Annotated in this window: 24 protein-coding genes and 1 pseudogene; 16 read left to right on the top strand and 9 right to left on the bottom strand. The window is 68.5% G+C overall.

The window, feature by feature from the left end; all coding sequences use genetic code 11:
• Positions 1-20: 20 nt before the first annotated feature.
• Together NVV57_12670 and NVV57_12665 are read left to right on the top strand one after the other, a co-directional pair.
• Positions 21-1,424: a hypothetical protein gene (locus tag NVV57_12670; protein ID MCR6713474.1), complete on the top strand. Its 1,404-nt coding sequence runs from the start codon at positions 21-23 to the stop codon at positions 1,422-1,424.
• A gap of 22 nt (positions 1,425-1,446) precedes the next feature.
• Positions 1,447-2,745 (top strand): M20/M25/M40 family metallo-hydrolase, encoded by a 1,299-nt coding sequence (locus tag NVV57_12665; GenBank protein ID MCR6713473.1) that lies wholly within the window; start codon positions 1,447-1,449, stop codon positions 2,743-2,745.
• Positions 2,746-2,758: 13 nt separating this feature from the next.
• Here the strand turns inward: NVV57_12665 and NVV57_12660 are convergent, their stop codons facing one another.
• Positions 2,759-2,929 carry a DUF5703 family protein gene (locus NVV57_12660; GenBank protein MCR6713472.1) on the bottom strand — a complete coding sequence of 57 codons (171 nt, stop codon included), beginning with the start codon at positions 2,927-2,929 and terminating at the stop codon, positions 2,759-2,761.
• Positions 2,930-3,055: 126 nt separating this feature from the next.
• Here NVV57_12660 and NVV57_12655 point away from each other — a divergent pair, with 126 nt between their 5' ends.
• On the top strand, positions 3,056-3,385 hold the full coding sequence (locus tag NVV57_12655; protein ID MCR6713471.1) for a primosomal protein: 330 nt from the start codon (positions 3,056-3,058) through the stop codon (positions 3,383-3,385).
• A 58-nt stretch (positions 3,386-3,443) separates the two neighbouring features.
• Here the strand turns inward: NVV57_12655 and NVV57_12650 are convergent, their stop codons facing one another.
• Positions 3,444-4,406, bottom strand: a complete 963-nt coding sequence (locus tag NVV57_12650; protein ID MCR6713470.1) for an aldo/keto reductase — start codon at positions 4,404-4,406, stop codon at positions 3,444-3,446.
• A gap of 65 nt (positions 4,407-4,471) precedes the next feature.
• On the opposite strand from NVV57_12650, the gene NVV57_12645 reads away from it, so the two are divergent.
• Positions 4,472-5,332, top strand: a complete 861-nt coding sequence (locus NVV57_12645) for an undecaprenyl-diphosphate phosphatase (protein MCR6713469.1) — start codon at positions 4,472-4,474, stop codon at positions 5,330-5,332.
• A gap of 7 nt (positions 5,333-5,339) precedes the next feature.
• Here NVV57_12645 and NVV57_12640 read toward each other — a convergent pair whose 3' ends face one another.
• Together NVV57_12640 and NVV57_12635 are read right to left on the bottom strand one after the other, a co-directional pair.
• The gene (locus tag NVV57_12640) at positions 5,340-6,197 is read right to left on the bottom strand and encodes a PAC2 family protein (protein MCR6713468.1); all 858 of its coding nucleotides are present in this window, start codon (positions 6,195-6,197) and stop codon (positions 5,340-5,342) included.
• Between the two features lie 9 nt (positions 6,198-6,206).
• A complete protein-coding gene (locus tag NVV57_12635; GenBank protein MCR6713467.1) occupies positions 6,207-6,989 on the bottom strand; it encodes an alpha/beta hydrolase in 783 nt (260 codons plus the stop codon).
• 69 nt (positions 6,990-7,058) lie between these two features.
• Between NVV57_12635 and NVV57_12630 the strand changes: the two genes are divergently transcribed.
• Entirely contained in the window at positions 7,059-7,733 is a 675-nt protein-coding gene (locus tag NVV57_12630; protein MCR6713466.1) for an HAD family phosphatase, read from the top strand.
• A gap of 155 nt (positions 7,734-7,888) precedes the next feature.
• Here NVV57_12630 and NVV57_12625 read toward each other — a convergent pair whose 3' ends face one another.
• From NVV57_12625 to NVV57_12605, 5 genes are read right to left on the bottom strand one after another with little or no spacing between them, the layout of a single operon-like run.
• Positions 7,889-8,845 (bottom strand): aldo/keto reductase, encoded by a 957-nt coding sequence (locus NVV57_12625; protein MCR6713465.1) that lies wholly within the window; start codon positions 8,843-8,845, stop codon positions 7,889-7,891.
• Positions 8,842-9,933: a Gfo/Idh/MocA family oxidoreductase gene (locus NVV57_12620; protein ID MCR6713464.1), complete on the bottom strand. Its 1,092-nt coding sequence runs from the start codon at positions 9,931-9,933 to the stop codon at positions 8,842-8,844. The genes NVV57_12625 and NVV57_12620 overlap by 4 nt, the downstream gene beginning before the upstream one ends.
• A 33-nt stretch (positions 9,934-9,966) precedes the next feature.
• Positions 9,967-10,356 carry a PIN domain-containing protein gene (locus NVV57_12615; protein MCR6713463.1) on the bottom strand — a complete coding sequence of 130 codons (390 nt, stop codon included), beginning with the start codon at positions 10,354-10,356 and terminating at the stop codon, positions 9,967-9,969.
• Positions 10,353-10,607 carry a type II toxin-antitoxin system prevent-host-death family antitoxin gene (locus NVV57_12610; protein MCR6713462.1) on the bottom strand — a complete coding sequence of 85 codons (255 nt, stop codon included), beginning with the start codon at positions 10,605-10,607 and terminating at the stop codon, positions 10,353-10,355. The genes NVV57_12615 and NVV57_12610 overlap by 4 nt, the downstream gene beginning before the upstream one ends.
• Positions 10,608-10,639: 32 nt before the next feature.
• Positions 10,640-11,473 (bottom strand): PD-(D/E)XK nuclease family protein, encoded by an 834-nt coding sequence (locus tag NVV57_12605; protein MCR6713461.1) that lies wholly within the window; start codon positions 11,471-11,473, stop codon positions 10,640-10,642.
• Positions 11,474-11,530: 57 nt separating this feature from the next.
• Here NVV57_12605 and NVV57_12600 point away from each other — a divergent pair, with 57 nt between their 5' ends.
• The 11 genes and pseudogenes from NVV57_12600 (at position 11,531) to NVV57_12550 (ending at position 24,338) form a co-directional block, all read left to right on the top strand.
• Positions 11,531-12,655, top strand: a complete 1,125-nt coding sequence (locus NVV57_12600) for a M50 family metallopeptidase (GenBank protein MCR6713460.1) — start codon at positions 11,531-11,533, stop codon at positions 12,653-12,655.
• Between the two features lie 42 nt (positions 12,656-12,697).
• Positions 12,698-13,657: a tRNA (adenine-N1)-methyltransferase gene (locus tag NVV57_12595; GenBank protein MCR6713459.1), complete on the top strand. Its 960-nt coding sequence runs from the start codon at positions 12,698-12,700 to the stop codon at positions 13,655-13,657.
• Positions 13,658-13,659: 2 nt separating this feature from the next.
• Positions 13,660-15,063: a proteasome ATPase gene (gene arc, locus NVV57_12590; GenBank protein ID MCR6713458.1), complete on the top strand. Its 1,404-nt coding sequence runs from the start codon at positions 13,660-13,662 to the stop codon at positions 15,061-15,063.
• A complete protein-coding gene (gene dop / locus NVV57_12585; protein MCR6713457.1) occupies positions 15,063-16,571 on the top strand; it encodes a depupylase/deamidase Dop in 1,509 nt (502 codons plus the stop codon). Before arc ends, dop begins: the two co-directional genes overlap by 1 nt.
• Positions 16,572-16,580: 9 nt before the next feature.
• Positions 16,581-16,763: a ubiquitin-like protein Pup gene (locus NVV57_12580; GenBank protein ID MCR6713456.1), complete on the top strand. Its 183-nt coding sequence runs from the start codon at positions 16,581-16,583 to the stop codon at positions 16,761-16,763.
• A gap of 20 nt (positions 16,764-16,783) precedes the next feature.
• Positions 16,784-18,192, top strand: a pseudogene (pafA, locus tag NVV57_12575) (Pup--protein ligase).
• Between the two features lie 48 nt (positions 18,193-18,240).
• Positions 18,241-19,161 carry an FKBP-type peptidyl-prolyl cis-trans isomerase gene (locus NVV57_12570; protein MCR6713455.1) on the top strand — a complete coding sequence of 307 codons (921 nt, stop codon included), beginning with the start codon at positions 18,241-18,243 and terminating at the stop codon, positions 19,159-19,161.
• Positions 19,161-19,931 (top strand): imidazole glycerol phosphate synthase subunit HisF, encoded by a 771-nt coding sequence (gene hisF / locus NVV57_12565; GenBank protein ID MCR6713454.1) that lies wholly within the window; start codon positions 19,161-19,163, stop codon positions 19,929-19,931. Before NVV57_12570 ends, hisF begins: the two co-directional genes overlap by 1 nt.
• Positions 19,928-21,784 carry an ABC transporter ATP-binding protein/permease gene (locus tag NVV57_12560; GenBank protein ID MCR6713453.1) on the top strand — a complete coding sequence of 619 codons (1,857 nt, stop codon included), beginning with the start codon at positions 19,928-19,930 and terminating at the stop codon, positions 21,782-21,784. The genes hisF and NVV57_12560 overlap by 4 nt, the downstream gene beginning before the upstream one ends.
• Positions 21,781-23,556 carry an ABC transporter ATP-binding protein/permease gene (locus tag NVV57_12555; GenBank protein MCR6713452.1) on the top strand — a complete coding sequence of 592 codons (1,776 nt, stop codon included), beginning with the start codon at positions 21,781-21,783 and terminating at the stop codon, positions 23,554-23,556. The genes NVV57_12560 and NVV57_12555 overlap by 4 nt, the downstream gene beginning before the upstream one ends.
• Positions 23,557-23,612: 56 nt before the next feature.
• On the top strand, positions 23,613-24,338 hold the full coding sequence (locus NVV57_12550; protein MCR6713451.1) for a GNAT family N-acetyltransferase: 726 nt from the start codon (positions 23,613-23,615) through the stop codon (positions 24,336-24,338).

The raw sequence follows: 24,338 nt of genomic DNA, 5'->3' as shown, positions 1-24,338 counted from the left end.
CATAGCTCCAGGGAGAGCCCGTGTCCGTCTCCACCGCAGAGCCGAGCAGGTTCGCGCCGTCACGGTGGATTCATGCGACAGAAGAGTGGATCGCGAAGTTCCACGACACACCTCGTTCCCGCATCGTCATCGCCGTCATTTACGTGATCGTGGCGTCGGCGATCGTGATTCCGGTGGTGTTCGGCCCCGGCAAGGCCCTGAGCCGCATCGACGAGCCGACTCACGCGGATTACGCGTGGCAGGTGGCGCACTTCCAGCTGCCGCGAGCGGGTTCTGCGATCGCGCAGCCCATCCTCGACCACTGGGCGTGTGTTGGCCAGGAGGGCTATGAGCTGCCCGACTGCGGCTCGGGTGAGGGCGCCTGGGCCTTCCCTTACGACGGCCAGAACTATAACTTCGCGCACCCGCCGCTGTACTACGCCGTGGTGGGCCTCCCCGCGCGCGCCGTCGACGCGATCTTCCCCGGCATCGACTTCGTCAGTGCCGCGCGCCTCATGGGCATCGGCTGGCTCGCCGGCGGCATGTTCATGCTCTACGTGGCGCTGAGGCGTTGGCGCATCGACCCCGCGGCGGCGGTCATCGCGCCGCTGCTGCTCCCCGCGTTCCCGCGCATTCTGCACGCGTCCACCACGGTGAACCCCGACGCCGCTGCGGCCATCTTCGGGGCCGCAGCCGTGTGGCTCGCGGCCAAGCTCTTCGTGGAGGACTATCGCGGCTGGATGCTGCCCGCCGTACTGACGGCTCTCGCCGGACTCACCAAGACAATCACCGCGGTGCCGTTCATCGCGATCGCCCTGCTCATCGTGTTCCGGCTCGTGCGCGACCTGCGGGTCCGGCGATTCCACCGGGCGGACCTCGTGGCGCCCTTCGCAATCGCGCTCGCGGTGCTCGTGCCCTACGGCCTGTGGCAGCTGTTGCAAGGGGGGAGGGGAGACCCGTACTGGACCAACCCCCTAGTTGGCCTGAATACGAGGGACGTTACCGGCCTGCCCGGGTCCGAATGGCTCGAGACGGCGTTCAGCGGGATCAATCTCGCCTCGGAGTACTACCTGCAACCGCCGCTTGACGTGGCGCTGATGCTCGCGTGGACGCGGCTGCTCAACATCATCGTCATCGGCGCGGTCTTCTCCGTGATCGTCGCGTGCGCGAAGGAGCCCGCCCGCCGCTCTCTTGGCTGGATGGTGCTTGCGGGGGTCTTCATCTATCCCACGATCGTGCAGGTTCAGGCGTACCTGAACACGGCGGTTCCCCAGTACTTCCCCAATGTCACGGGCCGCTACGGGCTGGCCCTCATCCCGGGGGCGATCGCGTGCATCTGCGTCGCCGCGTGGAAGGCGGGGTACCGGCGCATCGTGTATTTCTTCGCGATCGGCGGGCTCGCGGTGCTCGCGGTCGTGATCTCCAACGGATTCATGGCGATGTAGTCACCCCGGGTAGCCTGGCGGCATGCCTGAAACGGACGTCATCGAGCTTGCCCAGGACCTCATCCGCATCGACTCCTCCAACTACGGGGACGTCGACGGCCCAGGCGAGCGGGACGTCGCCGAGTACGTCGCCACCTACCTCAGTGACCTTGGGCTCAACCCGGTCCTGCGGGAGAGCGAGCCCCGCCGCACCAGCCTCACCGCGCTGTGGGAGGGCGAGGACCGAACGCGCCCGCCGCTCGTGGTCCACGGCCACCTGGACGTGGTGCCCGCGTTCAAGGAGGACTGGTCCGTGGACCCGTTCGGGGCCGAGATCAAGGACGGCATGATCTGGGGCCGGGGTGCCGTGGACATGAAGGGCATCGACGCGATGTACCTCGCGGCCGCAGGCCGGCTCATCAAGGCGGGGAAGAAGCCCGCGCGTGACATCGTGCTCGCGTTCTTCGCCGACGAGGAGCACGGTGGCGCGCGGGGAGCCAAGTGGCTGGTCCAGAACCACCCGGACGACTTCCACGGCGCGTCGGAGGCGATCTCCGAGGTCGGCGGCTTCTCCATCGACGTGCGGGGCAAGCGCGTCTACCTCGTTCAGACGGCCGAGAAGGGCATCCAGTGGCTGCGCCTCGTCGGCACCGGCCGCCAGGGCCACGGCTCGCTCGTGCACGAGGACAACGCCGTCACTCACCTCGCGGGCGCCTTGGCACGTATCGGCACCCATGAATGGCCCATCGAGATCAGCCCGACGGTGGAGCGGCTGCTGCGCGGAACGGCCCAGATCCTGGGGGTTGAGTACGCGACGGACCCCGCGACCCTCCAGGCGATCATCGGTCAGCTGGGCTCTATCGGCGCCATGGTCGACGCCTCGATCCGCAACACCTCCAACCCCACGATGATGGACGCCGGCTACAAGACCAACGTCATCCCGGACACCGCGACGGGCTTCGTCGACACCAGGTTCCTCGCGGGTCAGGAGGAGCTTGTGCTCCGCAAGGTCGAGGAACTCGCGGGCACCAACGTCAAGGTGGAGCAGTACATCACCGAGCCGTACATCGAGGCGCCCTTCGAGTCCGACCTGGTAGACCGCATGATTGCGGCCATCCAGCTCGACGACCCCGAGGCCGTGGTGCTGCCGTACTCGCTCATGGGCGGCACCGACAACAAGCACCTCGCGGGGCTAGGAATAACAGGTTATGGCTTCGCGCCCCTGCGCCTGCCGAAGGAGCTCGAGTTCTCGAAGCTGTTCCACGGCATCGATGAGCGCGTCCCCATCGACTCCCTGACCTTCGGCACCCGCGTGCTCGAGTCCTTCCTCAGGGACTGCTGAGCCAGCAGAGCAACTACGCAGCGTCCGTGCGCACAACCCGCATGGTCCGCCTGCGCAACCACACCCGTCGGGCGCCCCCAGCGAACAGGACGCTGCGCGTCAACTCCCACGCGCCGAACTCGGCGTGGTCGGTGAGCATGGCCCTGGCGTCGGCGCGCGAGACGTCCGCGGGTATGTCCACCACTCGCCATTCGAAGCGTGTGGCGGACGCCCGACGGTCCCTCACCGGAGACACGACGTGGCCCTTTGGCTGGCGTGAGTTTTCCATCAACCCTCCCATTTCAGCGTAGTGGCAGGTACCGTCATTGTTATGAGCGCGAATGCACGCGAGGCTTTGCTGCTGTTGACCGCGGCGTTGGAGAGGCACCTGGACGCGATCGAGAACCGGCGGTCCCCCGAGGACGCGATGGTCGATGACGCGTACGAGGCGCTCGCCGAGGCCTTTGATCGGTACGAGGATGCCCTCGACGTCGAGTACGCCGAGGGGCTTCCGATGATCCTCGACGAGGACGACGAGTTCGAGGACGACGCGGCGGCCGACGGCGACCCCGAGGGGGACGACGAAGAGTTGGACCCGCACGCCGTCGAGGACGACGACGAGTTGGACGACGACATCGAGGAGTTTGACCTCAGGTCGTAGGGAGCCAAGCCACAGCCGCGCGCGCTTGCCGCCTCAAGGAGGGACGCACGCGCCCGCACTACCGACGCTCCGGGTATCCGGCGTGAGGTTCGGTCACCTCACTCAGCGCCGCGACGATCGCGTGGGGCAGGTCGTTGTCGGCGGCGGCGAGGCTCGCGGTGAGCTGGGCCGCGGTCCGCGCCCCAACAATGGCCGAGGCGATGTGGTCCTGCGCGAGCACCCACCCGAGCGCGACCTCGAGCGGCGAGACGCCGAGGCCCTCGGCCGCGGTCGCCACGGCATCGACGACGACGCCGGCCCTGTCCGAGAGGTAGGGCTCCACGAACCCGGCGAGATGATCACTCGCGGCGCGGCTGTCCGCGGGGATGGAGGCGCGGTACTTCCCGGTGAGCACGCCACGGCCAAGGGGGGACCAGGCGAGGATTCCGAGCCCAAGCGCCTCGGTCGCGGGGACCAGCTCCCGCTCGATGCCGCGCTGAAGCAGCGAGTATTCGACCTCGGCGGCGGCAAGCGCGGGCCTGCCGGTGGCCCGCGCGGCCATCGCGGCCGTGGCCCAAGCGGGAAAGTTGCTCACGCCGATGTACCTGGCGCGGCCCGAGTTCACCGCGATCTCGAGGGCGTGCAGCGTCTCGTCTAGCGGGGTCTGGGGGTCGAAGACGTGGACGAGGAACAGGTCAACGTGGTCCGTGCCGAGACGTCCCAGGCTCGCATCCAGCGTGTCGAGAAGAGTGTCGCGCGACGAGTCGATGATCCCGCCCTGCGCGGTGCGGCGGATCCCGGCCTTCGTGACGATCTGCACGTCGGCGCGGGCTATCGAGCCACCAAGGAGGTCGCCGAGCAGGGACTCGGCACCGCCGTCGGCATACGAGGCCGCCGTGTCGATGAGAGTGCCGCCAGAGTCGAGGAAGAGGTCCAGCTGCTCGCCGGCCTCGTCGGCGTCGGTGTCACGGCTCCACGTCATCGTTCCCAACGCAAGTGCCGAGACCTCCAAGCCCGTTGTCCCGACGCGCCGCACCTGCATGGACGCGACGCTACCTGCTGGCGCGGTGCCGGTCGCAGCGACTCGCGGGCGTTAGCCTTGCTCGCATGTCGCCGTGGGAAGCAATCATTCTTGGCCTCGTTCAGGGCCTCACCGAGTTCCTGCCCATCTCCTCCAGCGCCCACATCCGGGTGGTGGGCGCGCTGTTGCCGCACGGCGCGGACCCGGGCGCGGCGTTCACCGCGATCATTCAGATCGGCACCGAGCTCGCGGTGCTCTTGTATTTCCGCCACGACATCGCGCGGCTCATCTCCGCGTGGTGGCTCGCCTTGATCGGTCGCGACGGGTCCGACGCTCGCTCGCGCTTTGGCGCGCACCGGGCCGACGCTCGTTTGGCCTGGTACATCGTGATTGGTTCGCTTCCCGTGGTCATTCTGGGGGTGCTGCTCAAGGGCGTGATCGAGACGGCGTTCCGGAACCTCTACCTCACGGCCGTGGTGCTGGTGGTGTTCGGCCTGGTGCTGGCGTGGGCCGACCGTGTCGGCGCCAAGAAGCGCGAGCTCGCGTCCCTCAAGAGCGGCGAGGCAGTGACCTTGGGATTCTGGCAGGCGCTAGCGCTGATCCCCGGCGTCTCCCGCTCGGGAGGCACCATCTCCGGCGGGCTGTTCCTGGGACTCACCCGCGAGGCCGCGGCGCGGTACTCGTTCCTGCTGGCGATTCCGGCTGTGCTCGGCTCGGGGCTCTTTGAGCTGGCGACCGAGTGGGACTCGCTTCAGGCGCCCGGCGCACCCGGGTTGGCGGCCACGCTCATCGCCGCGGTGGTCGCGTTCTTCGTGGGCCTCGCGGTGATCGCCTGGTTCCTGAGGTTCGTGACGCACCGCTCGTTCATGCCGTTCGTGATCTACCGGATCGTGTTCGCGCTCGTGATCGTGGCGCTGTTGGCGACGGGCACCATCAGCGCGACCTAACGTTCGGCTACTTGCCGAAGTCCCGGCGGCGCAGGTACTTCTCGAACTCGGCGGCGATGGCGTCGCCGGAGGCCTCGGGCAACGAGGCCTCGTCCACCATGGACTCGAGCTGCGCCACGTGGGCCGCGATCTCCTCGTCCTCATCCATGAGCTCGTCGGCACCGTTCTCCCACGCCTCCGCGTCGTCGGCGAGGCCACCGTATTCGAGCTCCTCGCGCAGGAGCAGCTCGATCTGCCCGAGCAGCTGCACCGTTCCCATCGGGCTCGGCGGATGCGCGATGTAGTGGGGGATGCCCACCCACAGCGAGTACGTGGTCAGGCCGCGGTGCTGAGCGTCGTGGCCCAGCACGCCCACGATCCCTGTGGGCCCGTCGTAATCGGAGCGGTCAAGATCGAGCCGGGCACGAGCGTCGGCGTCCTCTGAGGTGAGGAACACGGGAAGCGGCCGGGTGTGCGGCGAGTCGACGAGCAGCGCGCCGAGCGTCAGCAGGGACGTGCCGCCCAACTGGCGCACGTGGTCGAGCACCTCGGTGCTGAACTGTCGCCAGCGCATTGACGGCTCGATGCCGCGAACGAGGATGATCTTTCGCGTCTTCTCGCCGCGCCACGTGGCCGTGTAGATGACGGTGCCGGGCCACGTGAGGATGCGATCGCCGTGCACGTCGCGGGAGGCCACGGGGCGATTGACCTGGAAGTCGTGGTAGTCCTCGGGATCCAGCGTGGCGTGCTCCTTGGCGCGCAGCACGTCGATCAGATGGTCCACCGCCGCGGAGGCGGCATTGCCCGCGTCGTTCCAGCCCTCGAACGCCGCGATGACGAGCGTCTCGGTCTCCGGGATGGGGACGTTGTCCGGGTCGAACTCCATCCATCCAGCCTAGACCGGCACGCCACCCAGAAACTCCTCGACGGCGCCGAAAAAGCGGTCCGGCTGGTCGCGGCGGACGCAGTGGCCCGAGCGCGGCACCACCACCTTGCGCACCGAAGGGTTCCGCACGCGGCGCATGTCTGGCGCCATCGGGCTGGTCGGCGGCACCACCACGAGCGTGGGGACCGCGAGGGCCGCAAAGTGCGACTCCCATTCGGAGTCGTCGAAGTAGAGGCCCTCCCGCACGTAGTTGCGGTCGACGAGGGGTTTGCACGCTGCCCACGCGTCGATTTCCGCTTCGCTCCAGCGCGTCTCGAGGTGCATCGCAGCCACCTTCGCCACTCGCCTCGCCGGGTCGGTCATCTCGTCGAGGAACTCCTCATTGGATCTCACGAACTCGGGGTAGGGGACACGGCCCGCAACCGGCTGCGCGGGATCCTCAAGTACGAGAGCCCGCACAGCGTCGGGCCTATCCAGGGCGGCCCAGAGCGCAACGAGACCGCCGAGCGAGTGCCCCATGAGCACCACGGGCGAGGCCTGCAGATCAAGGACGTGAACGGCGTCAGCGTGCATCACCTCCGGCGCGTGCGTGAGCTCCCCGGCGGTGAAGCGCGGAGACTCGCCGTGGCCCCGCAGATCCACTCCAAGCAGTTCCCAGCGATCGCCCCACCGCGCCACCAGGTCCGGCCACGTGGTCCCGGCTTCCGTGAGTCCGTGGAGCAGCACGGCAACCGGCGCGCCGGGCGTGCCGAAGCGGTGAATGACGAGGTCCGTGGCGGGAGTGGCGTTCATGACACCCCCTGTATATCGCGGAAATGCGACGCAATGCTGGGCGGGTGGTCCCACCTAGACTGGACCCCTATGAATACTCACGTGCCGGCCGCCGTGCTGTGGGACATGGACGGCACGCTCATTGACTCCGAGCCGTACTGGATCGCCGCCGAGACCGAGCTGTGCGCCAAGTTCGGCGTTGCCTGGACGCACGAAGACGGACTGCAGCTCGTGGGAAACTCCCTCGAATCATCCGCGAAGGTGCTGCGCGAACGCGGCGTCCTCATGCCGCTCGACGACATCATCGCCTACCTCATCAATCGCGTGACGATGCAAGTGCGCGAGCGGGCGCCCTGGCAGCAGGACGCCTTCGATCTGCTCAACGCGGTGCTCGCGGCGGGCATCCCGTGTGCGCTCGTCACCATGTCATACCGCCAATTGGCTGACGCGTTGCTCGCGAGGGTGCCGGAGGCGTTCGCGGTGGTGGTGACGGGGGATGAGGTCAGCAAGGGAAAGCCAGATCCCGAGGCTTACCTCGTGGCCGCGAAGCGCCTGGGGGTGGACATCACGCAGTGTGTGGCGTTCGAGGATTCCATCGCGGGCGTCGCGTCGGCGCTGGCCTCAGGGGCGCGGACCGTTGGGGTGGAGCGCCTCATTCCGATCGAGGCACGCGATGGGCTGAGCCGAGTTGCGACGCTCGCGGGCCTCACCGTCGAGGATGTCCGTGACATCGCGGCGGGCCACGTCATCGACCGCCTGGGCTGATTTCCGTTTAGGCAGCTCAGTCCTGATTTGCGGGCCGCGTGCGTGCGATCTAGGCACGCCAGTCCTATTGGAGTCCGGAGCCCCGGACTGGAGTGCCTAGACGCCGGCCATTTCGCACCATGAGCAGGACTGAGCTGCCTAAACCGGCGGGAGGGTCAGTTCGTTAGCCCGGCGTCCCTGCCCGACGCCGCCTCAAGGGCCTCCCACACGTCGCCGGGGATGTCCAACGCGGCCCACGCCTCGATCTGCGCGAGTCGCTCGGGGCGGGAGACGCCCACGATGGTCGAGTCGATTCGTGGGTCTCTGGTCGAGAACTGCAGGGCGGCGGCACCCAAGGGGATACCCACCTCCGCGCAAATCAACTCCACAGCCTTGATCGCCTCCTCTGTTGCCTGGTTCGTTGGCCCATAGCAGTAGCCGCGCACCGCGTCCCAGCCGCGGGCCAGCACGCCGCCGCCAAACGGCGCCGCGTTGATCACCCCATAGCCGGAGCCGTGCGCTTGGGTGATGACGGCGTCGGCGCTGCGATCCGCGAGGGTCCAGCGGTTATGCGTGAGGAGGACCTCAAACACCTCGATGTCCAGATAGCGCGCCATGAGCGAGGCCGGTCCGCCCGCCACGCCGAGGTGGCCGGCCAGGCCCTCATCCCGGATGCGCGCCAGCTCGGCGACGGCCCCGCCCGGCGCCATCGCGTCGTCGAAAGCGATCCGCTCGGGATCGTGGAAGTGCAGCAGATCCACCCGGTCCACGCCCAGCCTCTCGAGCGAGCCCTCAAAGGATCGCCGCACCGCCGCGCCATCGAACTCGCCGGTGACGAAGTCGGGGTCCACCTTGGTGGCGAGCACGATCGAGGCGGGCAGCCCTCCCACGCGCCGCAGCGCCTCGCCAATGCGCCGCTCGGACTCGCCCTCGTTGTAGCCGGCGGAGGTGTCGAGGAAGCCGAACTGGCTGGTAAGGACGGCAACGGCCGTGGCGACGCCTCGCTCTGCAGGCGTGTCGTAGTCGAAGGCGCCCGGCATCGACCCGAGCGGCCCACCGCCGATGCACACGGCCGTGACCTCGAGCCCGGTCGCACCCAACACCCGGCGATCGAACGCGGAGACGCCGTTCACTGGCCCGCCCACGGCTGCCGGCCAACCAGCACGGTCTCGCCCGATTCGGCCGCTGCCTCAATCCCGAGCGCTAAAGCCCAGTCCTGCGAACCCTGCGCCAGGGGATAGGGCGGGGGAGCGTCGGACCGTGCCCAGGCGCCCACCTGCGAAAGGAGGCTCGAGACGGCGACTTCATCATCAGAGAAGCGCGCGCCCTGCCACGCGTTGTCGTAGACCACCTGGGATCCCCACGAGATGTGGTCCAGGTCGTTGCCCTCGAGGTTGAGCTCGATCCCCGTGTGCCGCCGTTCCAGGTGGGACGTCACGAACGTGCGAGCGCCAGTGAGTTGGGTGACGCGCAGGTCCACGATCTCGCCGAGCGAGCCGCGCAGCGCGATGCGGTCCTGGCGCAGCGGGTTCCACCACTGGTTGTCGGTGAAGTCGTAGGTGGCGACCTTGCCGCCCTCGAAGCGGATGAGCGCGCGGACGGTCTTCGCGGGGGAGGGCGCGGCGTCCGCGGCCCAACCCGCGTGCGTCATGGGAGTCGCGAGGTCGTGCGTGTCTGCAATCGCGCGGATCTCGGCGCCCTCAAAGCCCACGCCGAGCATCTGCCGGATGATCCCCATTGCGTGATACATGTGCGTCGAGGACACCTCGGCCTCGTTGACGGTGCCGATCGCGCCCGAGTCGATCACCGCCCTGCGCGCGAGGTGGCCGGGGTAGAGCGGGTACTGCTCTGCCACCTGTACCAGGCCCGTTTCTCCCACGTCGTCCCATAGACGCTCCAGTTCGGCTTGGTTCGGGGCGGGCGGCGTTTCGCACAGCGTGGGGATGCCGCGGGCGGCGAGGTCGCGGACGATGCCAGGGGCGGCGTCCCAGCTGACCGAGACGATGACGAAGTCCGGGCGCTCCGCGGTGAGCGCGTCGTCGAGCGTGGCGAATGTGGGCACGCCCCACGTGCGCGCGGCGTCGTCGCGGGCCTCCTCGCGCCGGGCGACTACGCCGGCGACGCGGAACGTGCCAGGGAACTCGCGCGCGGGCTTGAGGAAGAAGGGTGCTCGCCAGCCGTAGCCGACGATGAGATAGCTGAAGGGCGTCGTTGCACTCATGAGGACCACTCTGGCACGCCCCGACCGGGCGGATTACGCCCGGGAGACCGGATCCAGCGTCCGCAGTCCCAGTTCCTCCGCTAGCCGCAGCACGTTCGCGTCGTGACTCACCATCACGGTGTCGCTGCCGAAGGCGAGTGCCGTCGCGAGATGGATCGCGTCAAGGGTCTTGACGTGCGGCGTGAAGGACTCGGCCAATGCGAGCACGCTCTCATCCACCACGGCCATGCCCGTCTTGTCGAGCACTCCGGCTCGCTCACCCACCGGCAGGCCCTCCCTCCGCAGGTAGCGGGTCAGTTCCGTTTGCAGCAGGCGCGAGGAGACTACTTCCGCGGACTCCGTGGCAGAGTCGAACCACCGCGTGGCACCGGCCTCACCGTCGATCGCGTGCACCGCGACCGACGTGTCCAGGTAGTACCTCATCGATCCTCTTTCATCTCGGCCAGGAGCGCCTCGGTCTCCGCGTAGGTGCGGCGAGGCATGTTGGGCCGGTCCGCCAACCTGGGTCCGTTGGGGTTCCTCGCCGGGATCACCACCAAGGGCGACCGGTCAACCGGCACCAGGCGAGCGATTGGCCGCCGATGCCGCGTCACTACGTACGTCTCTCCGGCCTCGACCTCGGCAAGGGCCTCGGTCGGGTTCTGTCGCAGCTCAGCCACCGTGATCGTCTTCATTTATCCAGGGTAGGCGCCATGTCTACCAATGTCTATATTCTGGTGGGCCGCACCCCAACCCCCGCCTCCACGGCGTCGGGATCCAACGGCGGCACCGTCCCGCCGAACTCGGGACACATGGCCTGAAACGAACACCAGCCGCACAGCTTCGACTTCTTGGGCCGGAACTCTCCGCGTTCGGCGGCAGCCACGATGGCCCGCCACACCTCCCGTATCTCGTGCTCCACGGCCGCGATGTCCTCGTCCGACGGCCGCAGGTCCACGTGTACGCCGTCCCGCAGGAACAGCAGCCGTGCCAAGGCGGGCCGACGCTCCATCAGCCGCTCCACCACGAGCGAATAGAAGCGCATCTGGAAGCGCTCCTTCTGCCCGTAGCCAGGAGCGGGGGAGCGCCCTGACTTGTAGTCGATGATGCGGATCGACCCATCGGCGGCCACGTCCAGCCGGTCGATGATCCCGCGCAGCAGCGGACCGTCCTCGAGCTGCGTCTCGACCAACAGCTCGCGGCCGTCGGGCTCGATCCGCGAAGGGTTCTCCAGCTCGAAGTACGTACGCAAGCGCTCCCTGGCGTCGCCGAGCCACTGAGCCTCGGCAGCGTCGGACTGGTGAAGTGAGCCATACTCCGGACGCTCCTGCAGCATCCGATCCCAGCGCGGCACCAGCATCTCGATCGCCGCGAACTCCGTTCGTGACTCCGCGGGCAGCTCGAAGAGGTCCTCAAGGACCGCGTGCACCAGGGTTCCGAGCGTGGCCGCCGCCGACGGAGGCTCGGGCAAGCGGTCGATCGCGCGATAGCGATACAACAGCGGGCATTGCGTGAAGTCGCCGGCCCGCGAGGGGGACAGTGCTGGGGCGCGTTCGCTCATGGGGCAACCATAGAAGCGTGGGCAGACACGGACCCGCCAACGGTTACGGTTATCCACATGGCGAGCCCAACCCCGCAGCGGACTACTCCTGGCCGCGGCATCCGGCTCGGGTCCATCAGGGGCGCGCAGATCCTCATTCAGCCGTCGACGCTGCTCATGCTGCTCGTCCTCGCCTTCATCTACTCCGGCTCCAGCGATGGCCAGGTCACGCCACACGCGTTCTCGCTCGGGATGCTGCTCGCGGTCCTGCTGTTCGTATCCGTCTTCATCCACGAGCTGGCACACGCGATCGCGGCATGGGCGTTCGGGCGCAAGGTGAACACCATTCAGCTCACGCTCTGGGGCGGCGTCACGAGCTTTGACGGCCGCGATCTGACCCCCAAGGTCTCCGGCGTGACGGCCATCGCTGGCCCCTTCGCCAATGCGGTGGTCGCCTTGGGAGCCTGGACGACGCTGCAGGCAGGCATTCTCACCGGCACCACCGCGGCGGTGGTCCAGTGGCTCGTGTGGGCGAACGTGCTGCTCGCCGTCTTCAACGTCCTCCCTGGTATCCCCATGGACGGCGGGAAGGTGCTGCAGGCCGTGGTGTGGTCCGCGACCGGCGATCGCCTCAAGGCGACTCGCGTCGCCGGCTGGTCCGGCCGCGTGCTCGCGGTCGTCGTTGTGATATTCACGGTCGGGTACCCCGTGCTTCAAGGCAAGGGCGTGAACCTCGTCAATGTGGCCTTCGCGTTCCTGCTGTTCAGCGTCATCTGGCCATCGGCGAGCGCGGCGATCAGGGCGGTGGACAGCAGCGAGCGCCGCGAGTCGGCGAGTGTCGCGACGCTCATGCTCGCCGCCGCGGGTGTGCCGTACACGGCCACCGTGGGGACCGCGAGAGACGCCGCGACTGCCCGGAACGCCAGCTTCGCGATCGTTCTCGCCGCGGACGGCGCGCCCGCAGGCGTCGCGACGATGGAGACGATGAACCGGGTTCCCGAGCAGCAGCGCCAGCACGAGGGGCTGCAATCCGTCACGACCCCGCTTCCCCGCGGGGCCGTCGTAGCTTCGGACCTCGCGGGCGAACAGCTCATCGAGCGCCTGCGGGAATGGTACGGGCGCACGGACTCCTGGGCGGTGATGGACGGCGACGAGGTTGTGGGCGTCGTTCGCCTAGCCGACGTGCTCTCCGCACTCCAGTAGCGGCTCAAGTGGCCCTACCCCCGCGCAATAGACTTGAGCATTATGACCACCCCTACCGGCGCCGACGCGCGCCGCGGCCCGCTGCGCAACGGCGACCGCGTGCAGTTGACCGACGCCAAAGGGCGCTATCACACCGTCCTGCTGCACGCGGGGGAGACGTTCCACACCCACCGCGGCTCGCTCAAGCATGACGACCTCATCGGCCAGCCCGACGGCTCGGTCGTGACGTCCACCAATGGCACCGTCTACCAGGCCTTTCGCCCGCTGCTCAACGACTTCGTGATGTCGATGCCGCGGGGTGCGGCCGTGATCTACCCCAAGGATGCGGGTCAGATCATCCAGATGGCGGACGTCTATCCCGGAGCGCGCGTTGTCGAGGCCGGCGTCGGCTCCGGCGCGCTCACGATGTCGCTCCTACGCGCGGTTGGTGACGGCGGCGAGCTCATCTCAATAGAGCGCCGCGAGGACTTCGCGGACATCGCCCGCGCGAATGTTGAGCACCACTTCGGCGGACCTCACCCCGCGTGGACGCTGCAGATCGGCGACTTCGCCGATCGCGTGGCAGAACTAGAGCCCCACAGTGTGGACCGCATCATCCTGGACATGCTCGCGCCTTGGGAGAACATTGACGCGGCGGCCGACGCCCTGGTTCCGGGCGGCGTGTTCCTCGCCTACGTCGCGACCGCCACTCAGCTCAGCAGGGTGGCCGAGGAGCTGCGCGAGCACGGCGAGTTCACCGAGCCGCGCGCCTGGGAGACGCTCCTGCGCACATGGCACCTCGAGGGACTCGCCGTCCGCCCCGACCACCGCATGCAGGGGCACACCGGCTTTCTCATCACGGCGAGGAGAATGGCCCCTGGCGTCGAGGCCCCCTTGCGCCACCGTCGGCCCGCCAAGGGCGCGTACCCGGTAGACGAGGAATGGACGCCGGAGGACCTCGGCGAGAGGGCCATCAGCGAGCGGAAGATACGCAAGGTGAGAAGGGACGTGACGGAGGAATGACCGTGGAGAACGACAGCAGGGTCGCGTCGCTGGAGGCGCGCAACTCAGAACTTCAGCGCCTCCTCACCCTCGCTCGCGATCAGCTCGGCGAGATGAAGGAGAAGCTCGCGGAGGCGTCGGCCCCACCGCAGACCTTCGCGACCTTCGTGGCGTGGGCGGGAAAGCACGCTGATGTGGTGGCGAACGGCCGCCGTATGCGCGTCGCGGTGCTCCCCACTCTCGAGAAGCAGCCGCAGATCGGCGACGAGGTGCTGCTCAACGCCATGAGCGTGATCGTCGACGTCGCGGATCCCGAGCGCGTTGGCCAGGCCGCGATCGTTCGCGAGGTCATCGACGACACGCGAGTGCTCGTAGTGGCGCGCGGCGAGGACGAGCGCGTCGTGGAGCTCATCGGCGGAAACGCGCACGCGAAGCTCCACGAGGGCGACACCGTCATCATCGACCCGCGCACGGGACTCGCGAGCGAGCGAGTGGAGCGCACGGGCGTCGAGGCGCTGCTGCTCGAGGAGGTGCCGGACGTGGACTACCGCTCCATCGGCGGCCTCGGCCCGCAGATCGAGCGCATCCGCGACGCCATCGAGCTGCCGCTGCGCCACCCCGAGCTGTACAAGGAGCACAACCTGCGCCCGCCGCGCGGCCTGCTGCTCTACGGCCCTCCCGGTTGCGGAAAGACGCTCATCGCGAAGGCCGTTGCGCACTCGCTTGGGGAGGCAGTGGGAACGGACCGCAGCTACTTCCTGTCCGTCAAAGGCCCGGAGCTGCTCAACAAGTACGTGGGCGAGACCGAGCGCTACATCCGCACCATCTTTGAGCGCGCCCGCGCCAAGGCGCACAGCGGCGCTCCGGTGGTCGTGTTCTTCGACGAGATGGAGGCGCTGTTCCGCGCCCGCGGCTCAGGGGTGAGCTCTGACATGGAGACCACGATCGTGCCGCAGCTGCTCACCGAGCTCGACGGCGTCGAGGCCCTCGGCAACGTCATCGTGATCGGCGCATCCAACCGCGAGGACATGATCGACCCCGCGATCCTGCGGCCGGGCCGCCTTGACGTGAAGATCGAGGTCGCGCGGCCGGATGCGGCGGGAGCGGCGGACATCTTCTCGATCTATCTGACTCCGGACCTCCCTCTCAACGGCGAGGAGCTTGCTCGGCACGGGAGCGACCGCGTCGCGACCGTGCGCGCGCTCACCGCCACCGCCGTGGATCAGATCTTCTCCCATCCGGACGCCAAGCACTTCGTCTCCGGCGCCCTGGTGCGCAACGTCGTCGACCGCGCGAAGACCGCAGCCATCAAAGCCGCCGTCGCAGGTGAGTCGCGCGGCATCAAGGCCGATCACTTGCGGTGGGCCGCGGACCAGGAGCTCGCCGAGGCGAGGGCGGTGGCGGCCAAGAACCTCGGCGGCGCCTGATGCGGATTGTCGGTCTCGAGACCGAGTACGGCATCACCGATCCCGCGGACCCCCGCGCCAACCCCATTCTCCTGTCATCCCTGCTAGTAAGCGGGTGCCGCGCGTGGGCGGGGGAGCGCACCACCCGCTGGGACTATGGCGGCGAGGATCCGCTCATGGATCAGCGGGGCCGGAGGCTGCCAAGGACTCACGTGATCCCGGAGCTGCTGACCGACGCCCACGAGTTCAACGCGGAGGCGAACGCGGTGACGCTGCGCCGGCGCCGCGGGTCGTGGGAGGACCCGGCGCACCTCAACGCCGTCCTCACCAACGGCTCGCGCTTCTACGTTGACCACGCTCACCCCGAGTACAGCGGGCCCGAGGTCACCAACGCGCGCGACGCCGTGGTCTGGGACCGCGCCGGGGACGCGATCGCGCTCGAGGCCGCTGCGGCCTTCGCGGCCGCGGAGGGCACCGAGGTGAGCCTCTACAAGAACAACGTCGACGGCAAGGGCGCGAGCTACGGGACGCACGAGAACTTCCAGATCCGCCGCGATGTTGACTTTGACCTGTTGGCGCGGCGTCTCACGCCGCACCTCGTGACGCGCCAGGTGTACACGGGCGCGGGCCGAGTGGGTCTGGGGATGCGCGGTGAGCTGCCGGGCTTCCAGATCTCCCAGCGAGCCGACTACATGGAGGCCGAGGTTGGCCTCGAGACCACGCTGCGCCGCCCCATCGTCAACTCTCGCGACGAGCCGCACTCGGACCGCAAGCGCTGGCGCCGCCTCCACATCATCATCGGCGACGCCACCACCTTCGACGTCGCCACTTTCATGAAGCTCGGAACGACATCCCTGGTACTGACCGCCATTGAGGCCGAGGACGAACGGCTGGACGCCCTCGTGCTGGCCGAGCCCGTCGGCGACGTGCAGCGCGTCTCGCGTGACCTCACGCTCCGCGAGACGCTGCAACTGGCCGACGGCACTCTCGCCACCGCTCTCCAGATTCAGCGGGCGCTGCTCGAGATCGCCCGCGAATACGTCGCGGATGCGACCGACGCCCAGGTGGTCGCGCGCTGGGAGTCGCTGCTTGAGCGGCTCGGCAGGGACATCTTCGAGACCGCGCGAGAGGTGGAGTGGGTCGCCAAGCTGCAGCTGCTCGGCCGCATGCGCTCCAAGTACGGTCAGGACGGCAAGGACGCTCCCTGGGACGACCCACGCATCGTGGCGAGCGACATCGTGTGGAGCCAGCTCGGCACGGGGCTGTCCGCTCGGCTCGCCGCCGCGGGTCAGGTGGAGCGCCTCGCGACCGACGCGGAGGTCGCCGCCGCGATGACCACCGCCCCGAGCGATACCCGCGCGTACCTTCGCGGCGCCGTCATCGCCGCGCTCCCGGACGTGGTCGACGCCGCAGGCTGGTCGACCGTCGTCCTCGACCGCGACGAGGCCCACGGCCATCTTGAGGTGGTGCACCTGGACGACCCAGCGTCGGGCAGCCACCCCCTCCTTGACGAGTTGCTGCGCGGGTAGAGTGGCCGTATGCCTCAGCAAAGCGTCAACCAGGACTCCTTCGACGACGACGTTCCCGACGACGCGCCGCCGCCCGCGGCGCCCGCGCAGAGCACTGACGCTCTCGACGCCTTGCTCGACGAGATCGACGGCTCGCTGCAGGTCAACGCGGAGCAGTTTGTGCGCTCGTTCGTGCAGAAGGGCGGACAGTAAGCCGGTGAGCAGCAGCCCACATGATTAGCCCAGACGTCCCGCCGCCGCTTGAGGTTGACCCCGCCCGCCGCATCTTTGGGCTCGAGACCGAGTTCGGGCTCCACCTCGACACCGCCACCACGCGACCCATCACGCCCGAGGAGGTCGCGGGCCACCTCTTTCACTCCGTGGTGCAATGGGGGCGGTCCTCCAACGTGTTCCTCACGAACGGCTCGCGGCTGTACATCGACGTGGGCGCGCACCCCGAGTACGCCACCGCGGAGGCGGACAACCTGACGGACCTGATCGCGCTGGACAAGGCGGGGGAACGCATCGTGCAGAGACTCGTCGCCGGCGGCGAGGAGCGGCTGCGCGCCGTGGGCGTTGAGGGCACCATCCACCTCTACAAGAACAACACGGACTCCGCCGGGAACTCCTACGGCTGCCACGAGAACTACCTGGTGCGCCGCCGCGCCGACTTCAAGGCATTCGCGAGCGAGCTGCTCCCGTTCCTGGTGACGCGCCAGATTGTGACGGGCGCCGGTTGCGTCACGCGCACCCCGCAGGGCGCGCACTTCAGTTTCTCGCCGCGCGCGGACCACATGTGGGAGGGCATGAGCTCAGCGACAACGCGGTCTCGCCCCATGATCAACACGCGAGACGAGCCGCACGCCAATGCCGAGCTGTACCGCCGCATGCACGTCATCGTCGGCGACTCCACGATGGCGGAGCCGACGACGCTGCTGAAGATGGGCTCAACGGACCTGATTCTGCGGCTCATGGAGGCGCGCGTGAGGATGCCGGGACTGGCCCTGGCGCGCGAGATGCAGGCGATCCGCGATGTGGCGCACGACCTGGGCGGCAAGGCCACCGTTGAGTTGGCCGACGGGGGGCACTTGACCGCGGTCGAGGTCCAGCAGGCGTACCTGGACTTGGTGCGCGGACACCTCGGCGGCATCATCGCGGTCACCGACGAGGTCGAGCGGGTCCTGGATCTGTGGCAACGGGGATCGACGCCGTGCGGAACCAGGACTTCTCGCTCATCGACACTGAGCTCGACTGGGCGATCAAGCTCAAGATCCTCAATCGGTACCAGGAGCGACTCGGCTGCCGTCTCGACGACCCGCGCCTCGCCCGCCTCGAGCTCGCGTTCCACGACGTCTCCCCGGAGCACGGCCTGTTCTACCGCCTTCAGTCGCAGGGACTCGTCAAGCGCGTGATCGACGACTCGCGCATTGAGCGTGCGACCACCACGGCGCCGACCTCGACCAGGGCTCATTTGCGCGGCGCGTTCGTGCAGGCGGCGAGCAGTGCCGGTCGTGATTACACCGTGGACTGGGTGCATCTCAAAGTCACGGGTGAGGAGTCGCGAACCGTGCTCCTCAAGGACCCGTTCCGCAGCGCGGACGGGCGCGTCGACGAGCTCATCGAGTCGTTGGCCATAGCCTGATTTCCGTATACTGGACGCTCCTCCACCAACCCCCTGGAAGGGACGCTCATGCGCGCTCGTGCCCTCGCGGCCGTCGCCTTGGCGTTGCTCACCCTGACGGCCTGCTCCAAGGTGAGCCCAGACGCGACCGCAAGCGACACCTCGGCGGACATCGACGAGATCTCGATCGGCGTCTCGGACGGACTCGCGCCCACGATCACGCTTCCCGAAGGCAAGACGTTCACCGAGCCCCAAGGCAAGGTCGTGTTCGAGGGCGATGGGGCGCCTCTCGTCGACAACCAGCCGCTGCTGCTCGACGTGTACGGCGTCTCGCTCTCCGACGGCTCGGAGATCGTCAACACGTTCGATGGGCTCCCGCGCTCCTACGTCCTCGCGCGCGAGGTTCTCGGCGACAACCTCTACGACCTGCTGATCGACGGCAACGTCGGCATGCGCGTTCTCGTGGTCGCGCCCGCCACCAAGGAGGGCACGCTGACTCCGGGAGGCTCGAGCGCCGCTCCCGCACCGGAGCCAACGGTCGCGCTCGTCGTCGACGTGCTGTCGGATCGGGCGGTCGGCACCGAGATCGAGCCCCGAACGGACCTGCCAACCGTGACCGTCGACAAGGACACGGGTGAGCCGACGATCACCATCCCTGATGACCTGAAGGAGCCGACGACCGTTCAGTCGGAGACGCTCATTCAGGGCAACGGACTTCAGGTCAAGGACGGCTCCTACATCCTCGTCAACTACAAGGCCGTGCGCTGGAAGGACGGGACGGAGTACTCGTCCTCGTGGCCGGAGGACACGGCGCCGTTCTCCACGCAGCTCGGCACTGGGCAGCTGATTCCGGCTCTCGATGAGGCGCTTCTCGACCAGACCACCGGATCGCAGGTGCTCGTTGTCGCGCCGCCGCAGTTCGGCTACCCCGAAGAGGGCACGCTCGTGTTCGTCGTAGACATCCTCGACGTATGGACGCCGGTCGAGTGATGGGCGTTGCAGTGAGGGTCATTCCCTGTCTTGATGTTGACGCCGGCCGAGTGGTCAAGGGCGTCAACTTTGCGAACCTGCGCGATGCCGGCGACCCCGTCGAACTTGCCGCGCGGTACGGAACCGAAGGCGCAGATGAGGTGACGTTCCTCGATGTCTCAGCCTCGGCGTCGGGCCGCGAGACGATGGTCGATGTGGTGCGCCGCACGGCCGACCAGGTCTTTGTGCCGCTTACGGTGGGCGGTGGCGTGCGCTCGGCGGACGACGTCGACACGCTGCTGCGCGCCGGCGCGGATAAAGTGAGCGTGAACACCGCGGCCATCGCGCGCCCGGAGCTCATCGCCGAGATCTCCCGCCGCTTCGGCAGCCAGGTGCTGGTTCTGTCCGTAGATGCCCGACGCTGTGGGGACGGGGTGCACACGGCCAGTGGGTATGAGGTCACCACTCATGGCGGGCGCCGCGGCACGGGGATCGATGCGATCGAGTGGGCACGCCGGGGCGAGGAGCTTGGGGCGGGAGAGATCCTGCTCAACTCGATGGATGCCGACGGGACCACCGGCGGCTTTGATGTGACGATGATCAAGGAGGTGCGCGACGTGGTGAAGGTGCCGCTCATCGCGTCCGGCGGCGCCGGGCGCGTGGAGGACTTCGTCGCGGCCGCCCAGGCCGGCGCGGACGCAGTGCTCGCCGCGAGCGTCTTCCACTTCGGCACGCTGACCATCGGCGAGGTCAAGGAGCACATGCGCGCCGCGGGAATCGACGTTCGATGAGCACACGGACCACGGCTGCCGACTACGAGCTCTCCGGCAGCTTCATGAACAAGGCCGGGCAACTGCTGATGCACGCCCTGCGCACGGAGAAGTTGCGCTTCACGCTGTCCATCAGCTTCGCCGGGATCTTCTCGCTGTCCACGGTCGTGTTCGGCCGCCTCTTGGGAACCATCACCGACGAGGTGGTGATCCCTGGGGTAGGCGGCGAGCCGATTCAGGGCGTGTGGGGCGAGTACACGCAGGACCCGATGACCGCGATCATCATGGCCGGCAGCGTCTTCCTGCTCATCGGCATCCTTAACGCGATCCTCGTGTACCTGCGGCGCGCGTTCCAGGGCAATGCCGTAGCGGGCGTTGGCGCCCGTCACCGCCGTGTGGTTGCCGACGCCCTCGCGTCTCTTCCCCTCGGGTGGCACAGGGCGAACCAGCCGGGTCGCATGCTGTCCGCGATGTCGTCCGACTCGGAGACCGCCACCAACACGCTGCATCCGTTCGCGTTCGCCGCGGGGTCCGTGGTGATGATGTTCGCCGCCGGTTGGGCGCTGTTCTCCATGGACGTGTGGCTTGCGGTCACCGCGCTGGCCGTCATCCCGGTCATCCTTGTCATCAACTACGCCTATGAGCGCGTGATCACGCCTCGCTGGGACTTGGGGCAGTCGCTGCGCTCCGAGGTCTCGACGATCGCGCACGAGAGCTTCGAGGGCGGCACCGTCGTCAAGGCGCTCGGCGCGGAGGAGAAGGAGAACGCGCGCTTCGCCGTTGTGGCGAAGGGGCTCAGGGACGCGGACACGCGCACGGGCCGCACCTCCGCCTGGTTCGAGCCGATGATGGACGTCGTCGTGCCGCTTGGCTCGGTGGCGCTCATGATCGTCGGCGCGTACCGCGCCGCGGCGGGGGCGGTCACGATCGGCGACGTCGTCTCCGCGATCTACCTCGTGACTTTGCTGTCGGTGCCGATCCGCGGCCTCGGCTGGGTGCTGGGGCAGATGCCGTCCGCCCTCGTCGCCTTCCGCCGCGTCGGCGAGATCGCGCAGGCCGCGACAGAGGTAGACGAGCCCGGCTACGTCGCCGTGGAGCGCGATGGCGCGGGAACCATGAGCTTCGATGGCGCCGACATCGGAGCCGACGACGGCGAGGGGAACCTCGCGGTCATCCTCCGTGATGTCTCGCTGCACCTTGAGCCCGGAACCGTCACGGCACTCGTGGGCGCCACGGGATCGGGCAAGTCCACGGTCGCGCTCGCCGCCTCGCGGCTCGCTCGACCGGTGAGCGGCAACATCACGCTCGACGACATCGACCTGTCTACGATCGCTGAGCTCGGGTCCCACGTGGCGCTCGCGCCCCAGACGGCCTTCGTGTTCGCGGGGACCGTGCGCGACAACGTGACACTCGGCGAGGACTTCGCGGACGAGGAGATCTGGGAGTCGCTTCGCCGCGCGAACGTCACGGACGTCGTGGAGCAGATCGGTGGGCTCGACGCCGAACTCCACGAGCGCGGCATGAACCTCTCTGGTGGGCAGAGGCAGCGGCTCGCGCTCGCGCGCGCCCTTGTTCGCGCCCCGCGCATCCTCGTTCTCGACGACGCGACGAGCGCCGTGGACCCGCGCGTGGAGCGCGAGATCCTCACGGGACTCAGCAAGGACGGCAACGGGCCAACGGTGCTGATCATCGCCTACCGCCTCGCCTCGATCCTGCTCGCCGACCATGTGGTCCACGTGGACAAGGGCCGCGTCATCGACGCGGGACCGCACGCCGACCTGCTCGCTCGCGACCCCGGCTACCGCGAGCTCGTGCTCGCCTACGAGGAAGACACCAAGCGTCAGGCAGAAGAGGAAGCGGGGTACATCGGATGAGCGACCAGCCCCGCCTCAAAGAGACCTTCCGCCGCGGCTTCGAGGTCAGCCCGGAGTTCCGCAAGGGTCTCGGCGTCACGCTCACCCTCGCCGCCGTCGCCGCGGCCGGTCAGGCAGCGGTGCCGTTCCTCACGCAGCGCATCACTGACAAGGGACTCCTCGCCCCTGGGGGCGTGGACACGACCGTCGTCGTGAAGTACGCACTCGCGGGCGTCGTGGTGCTGCTGATCTCTGCCGTCGTGGCGTGGCGAGTGCGCACTCGCATGGTCGGGGCTGCGGAGGCCGGTCTCGCGACCCTCCGCGTCGACGCGTTCTCCAAGGTGCACGAACTGTCTGTGCTGACGCAGAACGAAGAGGCCCGCGGGCGCTATGTCTCCCGCGTCACGGGCGACGTCGACACCATGCGCGACCTCATGCAGTGGACGGGGGCAGCGATGCTGATCGCCGCCCTCGAATCGGGCATCGTCTTCGTCGTCATGTGCTTCTACTCGTGGAAGCTCGCGCTGCTGGTGCTTCTCGCGTTCATCCCTGCGGTGGCCTCCCTCCTGTGGGTGCAGCCCCGCGTGCGGCGCGCCTACCAGCGGGTCCGCATCATGATGGCCGACCTGCTCGCCGCGACCTCGGAGCAGCTGGTCGGCATCGCCACCATCCGCTCCTACGGCGTGCAGCAGCGCATGCGGGCGCGGCTCGGGGAGCAGATCGATCAGATCCTCAAGGCGGAGCGCCGCGCATCAATGCTCTCGGCCGCGAACAGCTCGTCCGGCGTCCTCGCCCAGTCGATCGCGACGGGCCTCGCGCTCATCGGCGGCACCGCGCTCGCCCTCAACGGCGACATGACCGTGGGTACCGTCGTCGCGTTCCCGTTCCTCGTATACACGTTCTCCGGCCCGCTCAACTGGATCATCGAGATGCTCGCGGAACTGCAGCGGGCGATGGTCGGCTGGCGGCGCGTACTCGAGCTCGTCGACGCCAAGGTCACGATCGCCGATCCGGGCGAGGACGGCACCCCCATCCCGCACGGCCACGGCGAGCTCAAGATCGAGGGTGTGCGGCTTACCTACCCAGGCGGCCCCGAAGTCCTCAAGGGGATCGACCTGACCGTGCCGTCGGGCAAGCGCATCGCCCTCGTGGGGCAGACGGGTTCCGGCAAGACCACCCTTGCGCGCCTCATGTCGCGGTTCATCGACCCGAACGAGGGCGTGATCAGCGTGGGCGGTGTAGACCTGCGAGACGTGCCGATGTCGTCGTTGCGGCGGTCGGTCGCCGTGGTGCCGCAGGAGGGCTTCCTCTTCGACGGCACCATCCGCACCAACCTTGCGTACGCCCTGCCCGACGCTGCCGACGACGACCTCTCGCGCCGCGCCTTTGCGGCATTTGAGTCTTTGGGTCTCGAGTCGTGGCTCGCGACGCTCCCCGACGGTCTCGACACGCACGTGGGACCGCGCGGCGAGCTGCTCAGCGCGGGGGAGAGGCAGCTCGTGTCGATCGCGCGCGCCTACCTTCGCGATCCCGACCTGTTGGTCCTCGACGAGGCGACGAGTGCAGTTGACCCCGCCACCGAGGTGCGCATCTCGCGCGCGCTCGAGGGGCTCATGCAGGGCCGCACGTCCGTCGTCATTGCGCACCGGCTGTCGACCGCGGAGCGAGCGGATCTCATCGGCGTGATGGAGCAGGGCGAACTCGTCGAGGTGGGCAACCACAAGGAGCTCGTGGATGCCGGCGGCATCTATTCGGAGCTGTACGCGGCCTGGGTGTCGCAGACGCGCGACTGAGACAAATCGGGCGAGGTTCCCGCAGTAACCGCATCCCTGCTGGCACCATGGGGAGCGTGGCTCACTCGGAGGACGAAGGTGTCCTGTCGCCTGGCGCGTGGTCTCGCGTTGTAGCGGCGTGGGCCGAGCAGGTTGGCGTGCCTCCTGCAACGATGCGCACCGCGGGGATTCACGCCGTCCAGCGCGAGGACCTGCCGGCGCTCGTCGCGGTGAGGATTCGCGCCGCGACCGTGGTGGTCGCGCCCTTCCCCGCCCTGTCTGCCATCGCGGGCCTCCCCGCGGACGAGCTGCTGTCCACGACGAGGCTCATGGAGCGCCTCGTGAGGTGCGATCCGGAGCCCATCGGGACCGCGAGCATCGCCTTCCGTGACGGTGGCTTCGGTGGCGCCCCGCGCGACGGCATCCAAGCCGCCGACGGTGCGGCGGTCGAGGAGCTCCGCGACGCGGTGTCCGACGCCGAGTGGCATGAGGGCGGCCTCGAAGACATGCCCGACCGGTGGGCCGCGATCACGGACTCGGGACAGGTGGCCGCGATTGCGGGCTACGAACGGTGGGGCGAGGGCGTCGCGCAGGTCGGCGTGGTGTCCCATCCTGCTTTGCGCGGTCGGGGCTTCGCGCGGTTGGTGTCCGCCGTCGCTGTCTCCGAGGCGCACGACGCAGGCCTCGTGCCCCAGTGGCGCTCTCGCCTGGGCAACGAGCCCTCGCAGCGACTGGGCGCCTCACTTGGATTCGCCGTGCTCGGGCAGCAGGCGGCCGTAGCTCTGGGCACGCCGCATCCGTAG

Source organism: Demequina sp., assembly GCA_024707205.1.
Taxonomy (GTDB): domain Bacteria; phylum Actinomycetota; class Actinomycetes; order Actinomycetales; family Demequinaceae; genus Demequina.
This window is presented reverse-complemented; position numbering and strand designations above follow the sequence as displayed.